The sequence below is a fragment of the Curvibacter sp. T50 genome, assembly GCF_057219955.1.
Window position 1 is genome coordinate 1,123,147 of sequence record NZ_JBXVVU010000001.1, and the last position, 15,449, is coordinate 1,138,595.

Here is a 15,449-nt window from a genome sequence, read left to right on the forward strand (position 1 = left end):
CCGGGGTGGTCGATCAGCGCTTGTTGCGGATCGGCACGTTCATCTCGGAGGGTTTGATCTCGCGAACCAGCTCGGGCACACCCCAGGCGAAGGCCGGGTCAACCTTGATCCTGAAGTGGTACATGCTCTGCATGGCCTGGTGGTCTTCCTTGCGGAAGGTCATCGTGCCCTTGGGGGTGTCAAAGCTCATGCCTTCCATGGTCTTGATCAGCGTCTCGGCGCCGGTATCCCCATTGGTCTTTTTCAGAGCGGTCACCACGGCCATGGCGGCCGAGAAGCCGCCGGCAGTGAAGAAATCGGGCGGCGACTTGAACTGGCTGTAGTGGCGCGACACCAGCGCCTCATTGACCGGGTTCTTGGGCATGCCGAAGTAGTAGTAGGCCGCGCCTTCCATGCCCGGGAAGTTCTTGTAGGCCACCATGGCCGGCAGGATGTTGCCGCCCGTGGCAATCTCGATACCGTGGCGCTTCAGATCCATGTCGGCCACCTTGAACGGGTTGCCGCCCGCCCAGATGATGAAAATGATCTTGCGGCCCGGCAAGCCCTTGAGCTTGTCGATCATGCGCTGGCCACCGGCAGTGAAGTCGGAGGTTGCCGGCGGCAGGTATTCCTCGTGCACGATCTTGGCCTTCTTGACCGCTTCGCGGAAGGCCTTGACGCCATCGCGGCCGAATGCCGAATCCTGCGCCATCGTGACAATGGAGACACCCTCCTTGTCCAGCGCGACGGCGTTGGCAATGGCGTCCTGGCTGCTGTTGCGGCCGGTGCGGAAGATGTAGCGATTCCACTTGTCGCCGGTGATGGAGTCGGCCACCGCCGGCTCGACCAGCAAGATCTTCTTGTATTCCTCGGCCACCGGCAACATCGCCAGGGCCACCGGCGAAGCCGTCGGGCCGACCGCCAGGTCGACCTTGTCGTCGCCGTAGGCGGCGGCCAGCAGGCTCTTGCCCAGATCGGGCTTGCCCTGGTCATCTTTTTCGATCACGGTGATCTTTTTGCCAGCGACGGTCATGGTGCCGCCGGTGGCGTAGTCCAGACCCATCATGAAACCGGTCTGCGTCTGTTTGCCGTAGGCCTCCAGCGGACCGGTCTTGCTGTAGATGTGGGCGATCTTGATGTCTTTGGACTGGGCGAAGACCGGCGCGGCAAAGGCGGCAGCCACAACGGCCAGAGAAATCACGGAACGGCGATGCATGGAAAGGTCTCCTTGAGTGGTGCGACAGATATGCAGACACCGTGCCAGCACGCAAACCCTTGATTTCAATGATTTTTTCCAAACCACCCCCATCAAAACGCCTGAATTTCAGACACTTGACATGTATATTTTTCAGTCAACTGTCTGAAAAAGAATCAGGGTTTTCCAGACGTTGATACAAGGTCGCACGGGAAATGCCCAGCAGGCGCGCGGTGGCCAGCTTGTTGCCGCCGGTGGCCTGCAGGGCGGCATCGATGGCGCGCCGCTCCAGCGCCGCCACCTGTTCGGCCAGCGGGCGCAGCAGGTCCGAGCCGGCATCGCGCGGCGCCTCGGCCGCCGCCAGGGCGGGCGCAATCTGCGCCAAGCCCGAGCCGCGCAGCACCGACGCCAGCTGGCTCGCGTCGATACGCGCCGTGTCACAGGACATGGCGGCCTGCTCCAGCACATTGCGCAGCTCGCGAATGTTGCCGCGCCATGCCTGGCCGGCCAGCAGGGCCAGCGCGTCGGGCTGCCATTCGGGCGGTGGCATGTTGCTGCGATGCGCCAGGTCTTCGGTCAACGCCTCCACCAGGGCGGGGATGTCACTGCGCCGCTCGCGCAGTGACGGCACGCGGATGGGCAGCACATTGAGGCGGTAAAACAGGTCCTCGCGAAAGCGCCCCTCGCGCACCAGCGCGGGCAAGTCCCTCGAGGTGGCCGCAATGACGCGGGCATCGAACGGCACCAGCCGGTTGGAGCCCAGCGGCTCAATCTCGCCCTCTTGCAGGGCGCGCAGCAGCTTGGCCTGCAGGCTGGGCGGCATGTCGCCAATTTCGTCCAGAAACAGCGTGCCGCCGTCGGCCAGCTTGAACTTGCCATCGCGCCCCTTGCGGTCGGCGCCGGTGTAGGCACCGGGCGCGACACCAAAGAACTCGGCCTCCAGCAGGGTATCGGGCACGGCGGCGATGTTGACGCCCACAAACGGCCCGCCCGCCCGCGCCGAGGCGGCGTGAATGGCATGGGCCAGCACTTCCTTGCCGGTGCCCGTCTCGCCCAGCAGCAGCACCGGGCTGGATGACTGCGCGGCACGTCGCGCCTGGCGTTTGACCTCCACCGCCGCCGCGCTGGCGCCGACAAAACTGGCAAAGGTGTAGCGCGACTGGCGCTGCCCCGCCACCGCCGGGCGGCTGCGCTGCACGGCCAGCTCGCGCCGCGCGTCGTCCAGGTCGCGCTGCAGCAGCGAGAACTTGTCCATCAGCGGCTGCAGGTTGGTTTCCGCATGGTCGAACAGCACAATGCCCAGCGCGCCGATCACCGCCCCGGCGCCATCACGCAGGGGAATGCGGCTGACGACAAAGGTGCCGGCACGGTTTGTCAGCAGGTCGATCAGGATCGGCTTGCCGGTTTCCAGTACCTTGTGCATCTGCGTGTTCTGCACCACCCGCGAGACAGGGTGGCCGACAAAGTCTTCCTCGCGCTCGAAGCCCAGCGCGGGCAGGTAACGCCGGTACTGGTCATTGATCCAGACCACACGGGCCTCGCGGTCCACCAGCAGCATGCCCTCGCTCGCCGTGGCAAACAGATCGAACATCGACCGCGCGGCCAGCTCCAGAATGCTGGCGGCATCACGCGGCAGCGCCGCCTGAGCGCCGCCCGCCCGGGGTTCGGTGGCAGACATGGCGCGGATGTTACCCAAGCGGCTGCGGCCGGGGCATGGGCGCAGGGGTTGCTCGCACCCTCTTTACTATATTTTTTATAGCGCAAAGTGACCTTTTTACGCTGGGTATGGGCATTTTTCGCCATATTTTCCCCAACCAGAGCCATTGCGGCCGGCCCCCCCTCCCGTCCGCCCGCCGATGCGTCACCACGGGCGAGGCGGGCGCCCCCGAAACCACTCACTCAATACCGCAGACGACCGTCGGTATCCACGGTCGCCAGTTCGACAAAGGACAAGCCAGCCCTTCGCTGGGGCGTGTAGCGAAGTACCAGGCCGGCAAGATCAATCTCCGCGTCGCGCAGTCCATCAATGAACCGTCGGCGCGTGAGGCTCGGGCCCGTCCGTTCCAGGGCCTCGGTCAGGGCCCAGGCCGTCAGATACCCCTCCAGGCTCGCATAGGTTGCGACCCCACCCGGATATCGCCTGTCAAATTCCGCCCTGAATGTCCGGATGACCGGATGCTTCAGGCTGCCGGGCGGCGGTGTGATGGTCGCGAACACCATACCCGCCGCTCCTGGGCCCAGCCGCTCGACAATCTGGGAGATGCCGGAGTTGACGGCATACACCCGCACATGGGGAGCCAATCGCTGCAAGGCCTGGAACAGGCGCACGTAAACGTCCGGGCTTCCATGGTTCATCACCATCTGTGCGCGCGAATCCAGAATCCGGCCCGCCACGGCTTGAAGCGCCGCATCGCTGACTTCCCCTCGGAAGGGCAGATCAGCGACAACCGACATGCCCAGTTCACGGCTTAACGTGCGGACATTGCTGACGTGTTTTTCACCCGTGGGGCTGTCCGCACGAAAAAAGGCCAGGCGGGTGAACCCGGAGGTTTTCGCGTGCTGCATCATCTTCCGAAACTCGTCCTTGTGCTCGGCGCGCACAGGCACCACCAGGGGGTCGTAAACCTCGCGAAAATCCGGCGACCCCGCCATGGGGCCGAACAGCGGCACGCCCAGACTCCTGGCAACTTTCAACACCGCCGTGGAGGGCCCTCCCTCCAGCGTGCCAAAGAGAACAAAGGCCTTGTCGCGTTCGACAAGCGTGCGGGCGTTGTCCTCGGCAAGCGCAGCTTTCCCCTGATCGTCAAGTGTTCTCAGGACCAACTTTCGCCCGTGGACACCGCCAGCCCGGTTGACGGCATCAAGCTTGAGCCGGATGCCGTCCATCACCGCGGTTCCATAGGGGTCGCGGCCTTCTTTGAGGCTGAGGGTCTGTCCGATGACGATGGCGTCTGCCGAAACACCTTCGTTTGCCCGCACCTGGCCGGCAAGCATCCCGGTCACGCCGACAAAAAGGGCAAATCGAAGGACCCGCCGACGGGTCCATGGGAAAAGTGGAAATCTCATGGTGATCAAGGAATTCACGTTCCGGTTGCCGTGACCAGACAATCGACGACGAACCGGACCACCCCCCCTGCAGGAAACGAAGGCAGACTCGTCCCGCCAGGAGTCAGGATGTCCGCGGGTGTCGCCGGACACGTAGCCGCCGGCAGTCCACCCGCCGCGGTACAAGCCGAAACACTGCAGCCGCCAAGGCCGGGGCCGGGGGTATCGACAACGATGGCGTTATCGGCTGCGGAAGGCCCCAGGTTGCTGAAGGTCACCGTGTAACTGGTTGTTTGGCCCGAATACAGCTGGGTGACGTTATTGGTCTTGGTGACCTGCAGGTTCGCGCTGCAAATGAGGCTGGTAACCGCCGTCGCGGTGTTATTGGAAGGCGCAAGGTCGGCCAACGGGCTGCTGAAGCCGGAAATCGTCACCGTGTTGGTCGCGGGTCCGGCACAGGCGGCCGAGGAAACACGGGTCGTGAGCGTGATGGAGTCGAGCGAGGTCGCGGCCGAAATCGGGGCCACAGGCCCAACGCGGTCGCAGGTGATCGTCTGTCCAGCTGGCGTGCAAGTCCAGTTGAACGGCGTCGGAGCCGCGGTGAGCGTTAACCCGACAGGCAACGTATCGCGCACACGAACCGTACCAAGGGCCAAGGTCTCAGTGCCGGTGCGACTGGTGGCCTGATGGGTGGCGTAGTTCAGGTCGCCGATACCCCTGCCGTTGTTGCGGGGTGTGAGGGTATAGCTCAGCGTGGCGCCGGCAGTCACGCTGGCTGGCGCGGACTTGGAGATGGAAAGGTCGCCGTTCAGGCACACATCCTCGGCAGAGGGGCCGGCCTCCAATCCGGAATAGTTGGACCCGCCCACCGTGGTACCCGGCCCGGGATTCGTCTGATAGGCCGTAGTGACGGTGCCCCCGACCATCGCACCGGCGCGATTGGCCGTGTTGTTGGCGGCAATCGTTACGGTCCGGTTGATGTCCGAACGCGTGGGATCGTAAAAGTTCAAACCTGCCGGGTTGTGGTAGCAACCCACCGTGGCCGTTGCCGGTATGCTGACCGCAAAGCTGAGCGTAAGCCGTCCCGGCGAGCCGTTGACCTGGCCAGGCACCGTAAATCGCCCCCACACAGGTGCCGCAGCCGGCGTGCCGTTCACCGAGAGATTTGCGGTACCGCCGGGCGAACCGGTGACAGCGGGCAACCCGGGCGTGGGGCCCTCGACGAATCCGCCGAAAACGGTGGCCGAAAGGGTGGGCGAAAACGTGATGCCCGTCGATTGCGCGAAGGTCCAGCCTGGCGGCAGGGCATTGTCGACCAGACTGGCACCGATGGCCGCGCCGCCAGCGTTTGTGATCACCAAGGTGTAACTCGCCGATGCCGCCCCCAAGGCGCTGATGCTGGGTGTGAGCGTCGCCTTGGAAACGTTCAGCTCCGGCAGGCAGCGCGCGCCGGGGCGAGTACCTGGCGGTGTGCCCGCGTCGATGATGTCAGTGCCGCTTCCGCCCGGGGTCGCACCATGCGCGGCACCGCCGACCGGGTCACTACCCAGGTTGGTTGTGCCGTTCGGTCCACCGGAGACATCGACGGCCGCCCCGGACGCACGGATCACAACACCGCCGGCACCACCCCCACCCCCCGCGTGGGAATCCGGACCTGCCAGGTACGAATCACCGCCGCGGCCTCCCCGCGCCAGCACCACCAGATTCCCTAACGCACCGGACTGGCTCGATATAACAACGGAGCCTCCCGCACCTCCTGCGCTCGCCCCGTCGTTATCCGGGTTGTTGATTCCGGCCAAACCGTTTGCGGTAATGGTTCCGCTTCCCACCGCAGAGCCGACGTGCACCAGCACGATACCGCCGCCCGCCCCTCCTCCAAAAGCAACCGGGTCACCCGAATTGTTGGCGCCACCCGCTCCTCCACCTCCGCCCATCACCAGCCGGTTCAGGCCCGCCGCCGCAAAACGTGCGCCCCCAATGCCACGCATGTCGAAATCAGCGACCGTGAAGGTCCCGCCCCACCCGGAGTCTTTCCACCCATAGCCGCCATAGCCGCCGATGCCACCATTGCCGCCGCCACCGCCGCCACCGTTGTCCCTGCCGCCATCACGGTTGTTTCCACCACCGCCTGCGGTGGCCGGTGCGCCCCGCCCGTCATCGCCGTTGGCGTATCCACCCCACGCGACACCGTTGTCCGTGCGAAGGTTCGTCGCAGGATCAAACGTGAAGCGCGGAGTCCCACCAATGCCCTCACCTTTGGTGGCGTGGGCATTGTTGGCGACGGTTTCCACCCAATCGGGTAGCACATCGTCGTCATTCGACAGCTCCCAATCCAGCGACGCCCCCCCGCGAAACCCGAAACCGCTGACGTTGATCGTCTGACCATTCCAGTTGAGTTGGCCTGTCACATCAATGGCCACTACCCCTCCGACGCCCTCGGACGCCACCCAGTAGAGCGGCGTGACCGGACCACTGAGCGCAAGTGCGGAGTACTGCGGAACCCGGATGACCTGAAACGTCCTTCGGTTGAAACTACTGGTGTCCTGCTGAACGTATGCTGCCAAAAGCTGGTTTGTGCCGCCGTCCAAACGCAGATTCAGCACCGAAGCACTGGAGCCGGGGCTCGCCCGAACATATTGGTATCGGCCGGCTGCACAGGTACCGGGTTCGGTGTACCCGCGCCCTTGTGTGCCGCCTTCACCATAAGCACTGGTATTCGAAGTATTCAGCGTCGCGCATTGCATCTGAATCACGAGCACAAGGTCGCCCTGAGTGATGTCGGTGCCGCCACCCACTTTGGTCAAGCCGATCGTCGTACTGCTTGCGTCGTACGTACCGACCGCAGGGCGGTAATAGGTGTTTACCTGCCCAGCCGTCGGACCGATGGCGTCACGCCCGGGGATCGCGCAGGTTTGGGCTTGAACCCAGCCAGGAAAAAAAACAAATAAGAAAACCGCAAGCGGAGGAAATGCCCGAAAAATAACTTCGCGTAAAAGAAACGCCGATAATCTTCGATAGAGAAAGTCTCGAATAGAAGCGCCAGTTTGCATTCGCACATGCTAATTGCGCAAGGCATCTGCGTTATGTGCAATCGAATCGATCCGCGTGTCCAAGGGAACTGATTGGTCGTGCCAAAACGGCAAAAACACCTACCGCACGAATTTTCCGCCACGACTGATCATGGTGAGCTCCGTGAATCGGGAACCTTCGTGATTCTGTGGTGTAAATGTGATGCGGAAACCACCGATATCAAATTCATACAGTGATTCGAGGCCAGCCACAAAGGACTCGCGCGTCAGGCCGCGACCAGCTCGCCGTAATCCTTCGGTCACAACCCGTGCAATGAGATAACCCTCCATGCTGGAAAAATCGATCTCTTTTTCCCCCATGGCGGCCATATGACGTTGATAATCCCGAACCACCGGCAAGGCCGACTGAAACGGCGAGGGCACCACCTGCGAAATCACCACGCCGATCCCGCTTTCACCAAGCTCATCTGCCAATGCCTTGGAACCCACAAAACTCACATTGAAAAACTGCCCCCCGTAACCCCGCTGACGCGCCGCCTTGATGAATGCGGCACAGGATTTGTAGGCGCTGACCTGGACAATGGCCTCCGGTTGGGTTTTGAGAAGCTGGTCCAGTGCCTTGGCGACATCCACACTGTTGCGCTCGACGGTCCCCAACCCCGCCGGCTCCATCTTGCGCCGTTGAAGCGCACGGCGCACACCGGCCAGGCCCGCCTCGCCATACGAGTCGTTCTGGTAAAACACACCGATCTTCGTGACGCCGAGGGTTGTCAATTGCTGGACGATGCGTTCCATCTCATCGAAGTAACTCGCCCGTACATGAAAAAGATTGCGATTGAACGGCTCACGCAGGCCTTGCGCACCGGTAAACAGACCGATGAGCGGTATGCCGGCTTCGGAAATCACCGGCACCGCCGCAAGGCCGGTGGGCGTACCCACTGAGCCCGCCAAGGCAAATACCTTGTCCTCGTTGATCAGTGCGTTGACGGCCGCGACTGCCCTGTTGGCTTCATACCCGTCGTCCCGGGAAACAAGGCGGATGGTGCGCCCGCCTACGCCTCCACCGGCATTGACCTGCGCAAAACAGGCTTTCATACCCGCTTGCAAACGCAAGCCCAATTGGGCGGCGGGCCCACTCAAGGCAGCAAACTGCCCGAAAACCACTTCCCTATCAGTAACGCCAGGAGCGCTTGCCCAGGAATGCGGCAGGTGGGCAAAAGTAAGCGGCAACGAATAAAAAAGGCGGCGTGAAAGAAACATGGTACAAACCTCATTCTCACCAGGACATCAATGCAACAGCACTGAAAAGGCCGCAGCAATAGGCATCAGCGACAGTCAAAACCGAAATTAATCGGAAAAAACCGGCCAGATCCGAATCAACCTCGACCGACGTCGACTGAATTGCTGAAATTCAGCGTAGAAACATCAAAAATCATGGAATCATCATGATAGATTTTCGCCTCACGTATGGAACGTCTATCTGCAGACTTCCAGTGGTCCAGACAATAGTCAAGTCTTGTAAATATCTCATGACGTTTCATCTGCCCGCCACTGGATGCAACCCATGCAATCCGCGGGGAAAGATCAACCTTCTCCTGATTCTCGAATACATTCAGTCGCAGCAAACCTGAAAGAACCTTGGATGCCGTCGCCTTGATATCGTCGCTCTTGCCCAGCGTCTCAACAGCAACATAGAATTCTGTATCGGAAATACGGCCCGCCATATTGAACTCGCCTGCTGTATTTTCAATCACCCGGGCAACGGACTGAATATTCGTCAAACTCAAAACGACATTACTTGCAGCCTTGATACGAATTTGGACCTTTATCAAACCGTACGAATGCCCGTTTCGCCGGCTTCTTTCAATCATTTCATCGACGAACTTTGCCAATCCGACCTTATTCAACAAACCGGTCAATGCGTCCCGAGTATGTCCGTAATACGCAGCAACGCGATTCCGATGCTTGCTCAAAACACGGACAAAAAGCAATGCAATGCCGATGGTGATGTGCACACAAAAACCGAACTCGACAGCACCTTTCACCCACCACTCCTCATTGCTCACGACACCAGAGTCCCGAAGCGCGGCAACAAATGAACCACAAACGAGAGGAATGCCACTCAACGCGGCGGCGACAAGATGACGATTGCCCAACTTGATCGCAGTGAACAGGATTCCGCCGGTGACAACAACGGCCACGGCAAATAAAAGCCCCAGCAAAACCGACGGATTAGAGCCGAAGAAAAAGACAACAAATACCGGCAAAACAACCGAAGCAAGGGAAGCGGAATTCGCAATATCCACAGCGAAGGGATGCCTCTGCCCCTTCGCCGTAAGCGCAAGGACAATTTGAATCGCCATCGCAATGGCCGCGCCGGATAAAAGTGCATCGAAGAGATAGACACTGCCTGGCCCGGGCCGCACCAAAGCCGGCAACGGCAATCCGTTGTAGTGATAGAGGAAAAGAAAGGCGATGAATGTTCCGCCCAAGTAAAGCAGATTCAATCGATCGGGAAGGAAATACAGAAGCGAAAACAGAATCAACGTGGCGAGTACACCGTAGCCAATCAGAATGCCAGCGTACAAATTATCAATGCCTTCATGCATCCGCCCTTCCAGACCATCTTTCTGGAGTTCAACTTTCATGATGATGGGCAGCTTGTTGCTGATTCGCACAAGATAAACGTTCGAATACTCACTGCCTGGATTGCCAGAAACCTGAAGATGGGGAAAGCGAAGTTGCGGCAATGCCCAGGATTCCCTGGGGAACAACAGGCCCGTCAGGCCAATTCGCTCTGCCGCCCCGGCACGATTGATCCTGTACAACTCGGCCTTTTCCAGTCGAACGTAGTCAAGATACAGAAAAGCAGGGCCGGACAAGCGGGGTATCTTTCCAACATCGATCGCAAGCCACAGACTTCGCTCATCACGAGGAATCTGCACGACATTGGACGTGAGGGGGACAAAAGAAGCTATTTGCTTCGCCGCATCGCTGGCGCCGACTTCACCAACGTAGGATGCAGGCAAATGGGAAAGCGCCGGATTCGGTGCCGCATCGTGAGATCGTGGCGCAATGAAAAAAAATACCGCCGCAACAATGATGACAAAAATCGGTGAGTACCTCATTACCTCGATGGCCAAAAGTGACTTCAAATAGCCAGATTCTTTCCATGATTTCATGACTCGCGCTTCCTGATAATGATGTCTTTATCGGTCACCGTGCGCCAGAAGAATAGACATCGGAAACTCGGTCATACATTTCTTCTGCGAGATCCTGATAATGTTCTCGGGAGACCATTTCGTAGACCATGGTTCGAACTATCTCAATATCACGCCGACCATTCGCCTGAAGAACCTTCAATCTTGCTCCATGGGCCTCTTTGCACGCACAGGTCTCTAGATATTCAAGAATAATTTCCTTGGCCTGTTCATTGCGATCCAGAATCCTTTTCCCTGTTGTATTTTCGTCCTTCTTCAACCAGAAGCCGATGAGATTAACAAAACCAATGACTATGGAAGAATTCGGTTTGATCAGGGATTCCTTTTCATTTTTTTTCATTGGTGTCGTCACTCGACCTCCGTTTGAAAGCGTCGTGTTTCTGAAAGGTAGGCGACTCACTTGGAAAACTGAACGGTTCAGCAAAGGGCCTCATACGACCATCGCGAAATTAAAAAAAATCGCCAGACATACCCGCCATGCCCTTCAGCTTGCTCGGACACAGGCAAAGCCCCGAGTGGAGCAATTAATCCGCGGGAACCGTCAAATTTTGAGTCACCGGGGAGCGCCAGAAACCGAGAGGACATTTGCATTTTCCCCATAACGATGCACGCGCTTACAGAGCCCTTGGAACGCGCGAAAGAAATTCCGCTTAACTCATGCGAAGGTCCGAAACTTCGGGCCTGATAGCAAATTTCAAGGAGAATTCGCTATCAAGTTCAATTTCCGATCTGTGACCGATGAGCGATCAGGTTGTGCTTCAGAATGTCATTTCTTTGTCAAGCTCCATGATCTTGCGCCGCCCAAGCGCCAGATTGGACCGGTTCTTATCGAGGACGACGTAAATGAATACCCCCTCTTTTCTTGTCGACGGCCGAAGAATGTGGTACTGCTTCGACAAAGTAATAAGCATGTCTTCAATCTCGTCGTTCAGCCCAAGCGCTTTCATGGTCTTGTTTTTCGCCCGAACCACTTCCGTGTTGCCCGCAGCCGCGATCTCCAGATCCAATCCGGCGCCGACACTGCCGAGCATCATGCCGCTTTGACTATCGACCACTGCCGCACATAGCGCGCCATCGATGTTGAGAATTTCATCCAGGGTTTGTTTGATTGTTGCCATATTTGCCGTTCACGTTCGCGGATTGAGAATGGGTAAATCATATTGCCGCGAACACCAATATGAATTACTTTCATGGCGAGAGGGGTATCGCTTTCTGCGACACGTCATCAGGCCGACCGAAACACCATTTTCCAAAGTTACGGATGGAATCCCTGCTTGCTGCGTACTGCAAAGGGAACTAGAAAGTTGAATTTCCAGCAGCTGAAAATTCCTTTGCCAACTGGTTGGCTCTATACATCACCTGCGCGAGGAGGCCAAAACCATCTGCCACGACAATCATGACAACCTCGCGTTTCTCTATTTCAAATTGACGTACGACGGCAAACCCGCGTTCGGTATTCAATATCATGTTCGAGCAGTGCCCGAGACCAGCCTCCTGCGTTGCCACCGAGCCGATGCTCGCTATTGAGCTGGCAAGTGCCGCAATTCGTTCCGGCTGGGCGGGCCCGGAAACGGCAGAGACAATCTCAAACCCATCAATCGTCGCAACCACGACGGCTTCGAGGCCCACCTCGCTGGCCATAGCCACTTGCGCACTTTGCCTGCACTTTCGAAGGCATTCTTCGGAAAAAATTTGGTTCGTATTCATTTTTTATTCAGTTCAGGACAGGTCTGCTTCGGCCTGGGACAGTAAAACATCGATGAGCAAAACAACATCGTCACGCAATCTGACATCTACGGGTATGACAGGGAATACGTATCCTTCGCTTTCCAGCAATTTGGCATAATCTTCGATTGTCGGAAAGCTACTGTTTTCAGTACGTCCGACCCCGATCACACAGGGAACCTTTTTCAACTCTTCGGCAAAGCCCTGCAGGTAGACCGACAGATCGCTCAGCGGCTCCGCCCGGGAGTTGTCAATAAGGATGATGATTCCGAGTGCGCCCCTGGCAACAATTTGCCAGACAAAGCGAAAGCGAGACTGCCCGGGGGTTCCGAACAGGCGAATTCGGTCCCCGTTATCCAGCGTAAGAAATCCATAATCGAATCCCACCGTTGTGGTTGCCTTGGCAACCTCGACATCATTATTGGTGACGTCCGTCAGGATGGGCGGCACCTCACTGACGGCGGCAATAGCCGTTGTTTTGCCAGCGCCAACGGTGCCAGTAAATATTATTTTGTACTCTTTCATGGCCTCAGATTCCAAGGCGCCGTCGAATTCTTGAAATCAGGGAAACTCCCTGAGTTTCATTCTTCGTTTCCGGCTTGCGGCTTTCGCTGCCATAAATGGAATCGAGGAAATTTTTATTTGGTGGCGGCGAAGCGTCTTGCATTTTTCGCAATAAACCTCGCCGGTCCAGCTCCACAACAAATTTTTCACATTCGCTGAACGACACATTCGCATGACCGGATATCGAATTCAGATCAAAATATCTGCGGGTCAACAACGTTGCGATCCGTATCCGGTTGTGATCACCTTGTATCAGGTCGGGCCCGGGCCAGCGAATCAGTTTGAAGTACGCTTTTCTGCCTCCGCCCTCGGGGTTGTGTTTCGAAGGCGTACCTGCACCGTTAAGCCAGGAATCCGCACCAATATTTGCCGATTCGGGGGCCGTGGATTGCGGTTTGGCCTTCCAGCGGCTCAATATTCCCTTGTCAATCTGTCGGGTTCCTTCGATCTCAAGCTGAACCTGACCGAGCCAATCAACAAGTTGCTCTGACCGGATGGGCCGTCGCATACCGTCATCGGCTTCCTGGCCGAACGGCGCTACTTTCATGACTGATCGCCCGTAGGTATTTTTGTTCAGATCGTCGGGCCAGTATCGGTAATCAATCAACAGGGCATCGTAAGGGGGATTGGTAACCAGGTGCCATCTGAATTCCGGCTCGACACCGTATAGACGGAACAAAGTTTTTATCAACGCCTCTTCAGCGGGATGCAATTCGATGACCCCGAGCCTCAGGATTTTCATGTTGCCGCTCACCGAAAAGGATTCTTGCGCCGTGTTATTGATATTTCGACTACCCATTTCTTTTCCTTTGTTGGCTTCCGCCTTTTTCAGCACTTGATTTTTTTATAGTCCCGTTCGATGCCAGTTTTAGCTTTCAAGGCGTCGGTCGTCTTTTCTCAACCGGATGGAGTCTACGTTTTCATTGGTGCGGATTCATGCGCAATCGGCTTGATGTTCATGCTGGTTCGGATATTTTTCGAGATCAGTTCGATGTGCTGCGGCTACTCTTTTTCCGGATGGCGTTTAAAATGGAATGTGCTTTTTCCGCACGGCTCTCCGCCTTTGTTTATTGAACTCTCTATGCCTATCAAAAGCTTCGATGCCGGCTGCTCGGGTCATCCGATTGAATTGCTATTGGCTTTGGCCAGCTGTTCATCGCCCGAGGTTCGGACCCTGACATTGACGCATTTGGGTTGGGTGCCATCGGTTTCGGAGGACGCGGCCGGGTTGCGTCTGATCTGGGTCGAGCGCGGACACTGCAGCATCCAGACTCACGACGGGCATTCGGTACTTTTGGAGCCGGGGTCGGCTTGTGCCTTGCGGCGTGACGCACAGGTCAAAGTCAGTGCCACCGCGTCCAGGCCAATGCCCTGGCTGATGGTGGTGGAGGTTCCCACCACCGGATGGCTGCAAGAGCAACTACTGCGCGTAGATCGTGTTGCTGGCCTGGACCTGTGGCATTGGAATCATCCTGAGGCTGAGTCCTTGCGGATGTTGCGCCTGGTCGTTCAGGACCAGATCCTCGCGGAGAACTCGCGAGAACAGCAGCAGTGGCTTGCTCCCGCCGCCATGGCGCTGATCAAATGCGCCGCCAGCGAGCTGATCAATCAGCCTGGGCTCAGCCCCCTTTCCGCGCTCGTCGCTGATCGAAGGCTTGGGCGCGCCATTTCATCCGTCCTGATGACGGAGGGGCCACTTGCGGATATTGATAGGCTCGCTCAGGTTTGCTATTGCGCTCGTGCGACCTTCACCAACAAGTTCAGTGACCTGACCGGTGACAGCTACCTCAGTTATCTGACGTCGTGGCGCATGAATCTGTCCAGTCTCCGATTTCGCCTTCAACGGGCAACGGTCGCGGACGAATCGGCCCGATACGGATATCGCAGCGAGGCGGCCTTCCGAAAGACGTTCAGCCGCGTCAATGGAATCGCACCCGGCAAAGTGCGGCGGGCGCTCGATGCAGGATCAGCGTCCACGCCCGCAACCACAGCGGCAAAGTCACATGCCAAACTGTTGCCGCCCGTCATCCATGTGGGTCACCATGCCTCTCCCCCAGACCTGCAGCAGCTGATTTCCCAGGTGATTACGAGACTCTGATCCGGGCTTTGGGGTGGGCGTCCCCATCACCCAGCCAGCGGAACCGGACCGGCACGCCCTTTATCGCTTTTGACTGCGGGTGATTGCGAGAAATACCGGCTCGCCGTTGACCAGCAAATGGCTGAGGGTAATCTCCACGTTGATCAGGTCACCACTCTTGCAGGACAGGTCGGCACTGTAGACAACCGAGTCGTTCAACTTCATGGATTGGGTCAGCGCGCGCCATGCGGCGGCATCCGTGACCGCTTTGTTGATATCCGTCACACCCATTTGAGTCACTTCGCTCAAATTGAATCCGAGTTGATCGATGGCTTCCCCGTTTGCATCCAGAAAGCGGGAAGTGGCCGGGTCAATCACCCACGCCGGCTCTCGAATGTCCTGCAGCAATTGAGCAAAGTTTCCCGAGGCCAGGAAAGGCGACTTTTGCAGTTCATCCCGCATGAAATGTCTCCGATTTTTTGTGTTTTGAAAGGCCCCCAATGTATCCGCCGTGACCCAGAGGGAGACGTCCCATCCGGAAAGTTGCTTGGAATGAACATGAATCTGCATCCGATCAGACGCACTTTTGTTGCCGGGCACACCACGGCGGCCGG

The 15,449-nt window shown here is 58.1% G+C and carries 13 protein-coding genes; 1 reads left to right on the forward strand and 12 read right to left on the reverse strand.

Translation table 11 applies throughout. The features are described from left to right. Positions 1 to 13 precede the first annotated feature (13 nt). The 11 genes from AC2EBU_RS05340 to AC2EBU_RS05390 form a co-directional block, all read right to left on the reverse strand. Entirely contained in the window at positions 14 to 1,195 is a 1,182-nt protein-coding gene (locus AC2EBU_RS05340; protein ID WP_484609324.1) for a substrate-binding domain-containing protein, read from the reverse strand. 136 nt (positions 1,196 to 1,331) lie between these two features. Then, entirely contained in the window at positions 1,332 to 2,852 is a 1,521-nt protein-coding gene (locus tag AC2EBU_RS05345) for a sigma-54 interaction domain-containing protein (RefSeq protein WP_484609325.1), read from the reverse strand. Between the two features lie 221 nt (positions 2,853 to 3,073). Then, positions 3,074 to 4,240, reverse strand: a complete 1,167-nt coding sequence (locus tag AC2EBU_RS05350; protein ID WP_484609326.1) for an ABC transporter substrate-binding protein — start codon at positions 4,238 to 4,240, stop codon at positions 3,074 to 3,076. A 14-nt stretch (positions 4,241 to 4,254) separates the two neighbouring features. Beyond that, positions 4,255 to 6,783, reverse strand: a complete 2,529-nt coding sequence (locus AC2EBU_RS05355) for a hypothetical protein (RefSeq protein ID WP_484609327.1) — start codon at positions 6,781 to 6,783, stop codon at positions 4,255 to 4,257. A 585-nt stretch (positions 6,784 to 7,368) separates the two neighbouring features. Beyond that, entirely contained in the window at positions 7,369 to 8,508 is a 1,140-nt protein-coding gene (locus AC2EBU_RS05360) for an ABC transporter substrate-binding protein (RefSeq protein WP_484609328.1), read from the reverse strand. 116 nt (positions 8,509 to 8,624) lie between these two features. Continuing rightward, positions 8,625 to 10,430 carry a hypothetical protein gene (locus AC2EBU_RS05365; protein WP_484609329.1) on the reverse strand — a complete coding sequence of 602 codons (1,806 nt, stop codon included), beginning with the start codon at positions 10,428 to 10,430 and terminating at the stop codon, positions 8,625 to 8,627. A gap of 34 nt (positions 10,431 to 10,464) precedes the next feature. Further along, positions 10,465 to 10,821: a hypothetical protein gene (locus AC2EBU_RS05370; protein WP_484609330.1), complete on the reverse strand. Its 357-nt coding sequence runs from the start codon at positions 10,819 to 10,821 to the stop codon at positions 10,465 to 10,467. Between the two features lie 406 nt (positions 10,822 to 11,227). Beyond that, positions 11,228 to 11,587, reverse strand: coding sequence for a hypothetical protein (locus tag AC2EBU_RS05375; protein WP_484609331.1), 360 nt, complete (start codon positions 11,585 to 11,587; stop codon positions 11,228 to 11,230). A gap of 178 nt (positions 11,588 to 11,765) precedes the next feature. Further along, positions 11,766 to 12,176, reverse strand: coding sequence for a roadblock/LC7 domain-containing protein (locus tag AC2EBU_RS05380; protein WP_484609332.1), 411 nt, complete (start codon positions 12,174 to 12,176; stop codon positions 11,766 to 11,768). 12 nt (positions 12,177 to 12,188) lie between these two features. Continuing rightward, positions 12,189 to 12,719, reverse strand: coding sequence for a GTP-binding protein (locus AC2EBU_RS05385; RefSeq protein ID WP_484609333.1), 531 nt, complete (start codon positions 12,717 to 12,719; stop codon positions 12,189 to 12,191). Positions 12,720 to 12,723: 4 nt separating this feature from the next. Next, entirely contained in the window at positions 12,724 to 13,593 is an 870-nt protein-coding gene (locus tag AC2EBU_RS05390; RefSeq protein ID WP_484609334.1) for a hypothetical protein, read from the reverse strand. A 117-nt stretch (positions 13,594 to 13,710) separates the two neighbouring features. Here AC2EBU_RS05390 and AC2EBU_RS05395 point away from each other — a divergent pair, with 117 nt between their 5' ends. Further along, entirely contained in the window at positions 13,711 to 14,856 is a 1,146-nt protein-coding gene (locus AC2EBU_RS05395; RefSeq protein ID WP_484609335.1) for a helix-turn-helix transcriptional regulator, read from the forward strand. Between the two features lie 60 nt (positions 14,857 to 14,916). On the opposite strand, the gene AC2EBU_RS05400 is transcribed toward AC2EBU_RS05395, so the two are convergent. Then, complete coding sequence (locus AC2EBU_RS05400) at positions 14,917 to 15,297, reverse strand: hypothetical protein (RefSeq protein ID WP_484609336.1); 381 nt, start codon at positions 15,295 to 15,297, stop codon at positions 14,917 to 14,919. Positions 15,298 to 15,449 lie beyond the last annotated feature (152 nt).

What these genes read in the sequence shown, in the direction of transcription:
- AC2EBU_RS05400 (WP_484609336.1), bottom strand. Translation starts at nt 15,297, where the DNA reads ATGCGGGATGAACTGCAAAAGTCGCCTTTCCTGGCCTCGGGAAACTTT.
- AC2EBU_RS05345 (WP_484609325.1), bottom strand. Translation starts at nt 2,852, where the DNA reads ATGTCTGCCACCGAACCCCGGGCGGGCGGCGCTCAGGCGGCGCTGCCG.
- AC2EBU_RS05350 (WP_484609326.1), bottom strand. Translation starts at nt 4,240, where the DNA reads ATGAGATTTCCACTTTTCCCATGGACCCGTCGGCGGGTCCTTCGATTT.
- AC2EBU_RS05340 (WP_484609324.1), bottom strand. Translation starts at nt 1,195, where the DNA reads ATGCATCGCCGTTCCGTGATTTCTCTGGCCGTTGTGGCTGCCGCCTTT.
- AC2EBU_RS05395 (WP_484609335.1), top strand. Translation starts at nt 13,711, where the DNA reads ATGTTCATGCTGGTTCGGATATTTTTCGAGATCAGTTCGATGTGCTGC.
- AC2EBU_RS05385 (WP_484609333.1), bottom strand. Translation starts at nt 12,719, where the DNA reads ATGAAAGAGTACAAAATAATATTTACTGGCACCGTTGGCGCTGGCAAA.
- AC2EBU_RS05375 (WP_484609331.1), bottom strand. Translation starts at nt 11,587, where the DNA reads ATGGCAACAATCAAACAAACCCTGGATGAAATTCTCAACATCGATGGC.
- AC2EBU_RS05365 (WP_484609329.1), bottom strand. Translation starts at nt 10,430, where the DNA reads ATGAAATCATGGAAAGAATCTGGCTATTTGAAGTCACTTTTGGCCATC.
- AC2EBU_RS05380 (WP_484609332.1), bottom strand. Translation starts at nt 12,176, where the DNA reads ATGAATACGAACCAAATTTTTTCCGAAGAATGCCTTCGAAAGTGCAGG.
- AC2EBU_RS05360 (WP_484609328.1), bottom strand. Translation starts at nt 8,508, where the DNA reads ATGTTTCTTTCACGCCGCCTTTTTTATTCGTTGCCGCTTACTTTTGCC.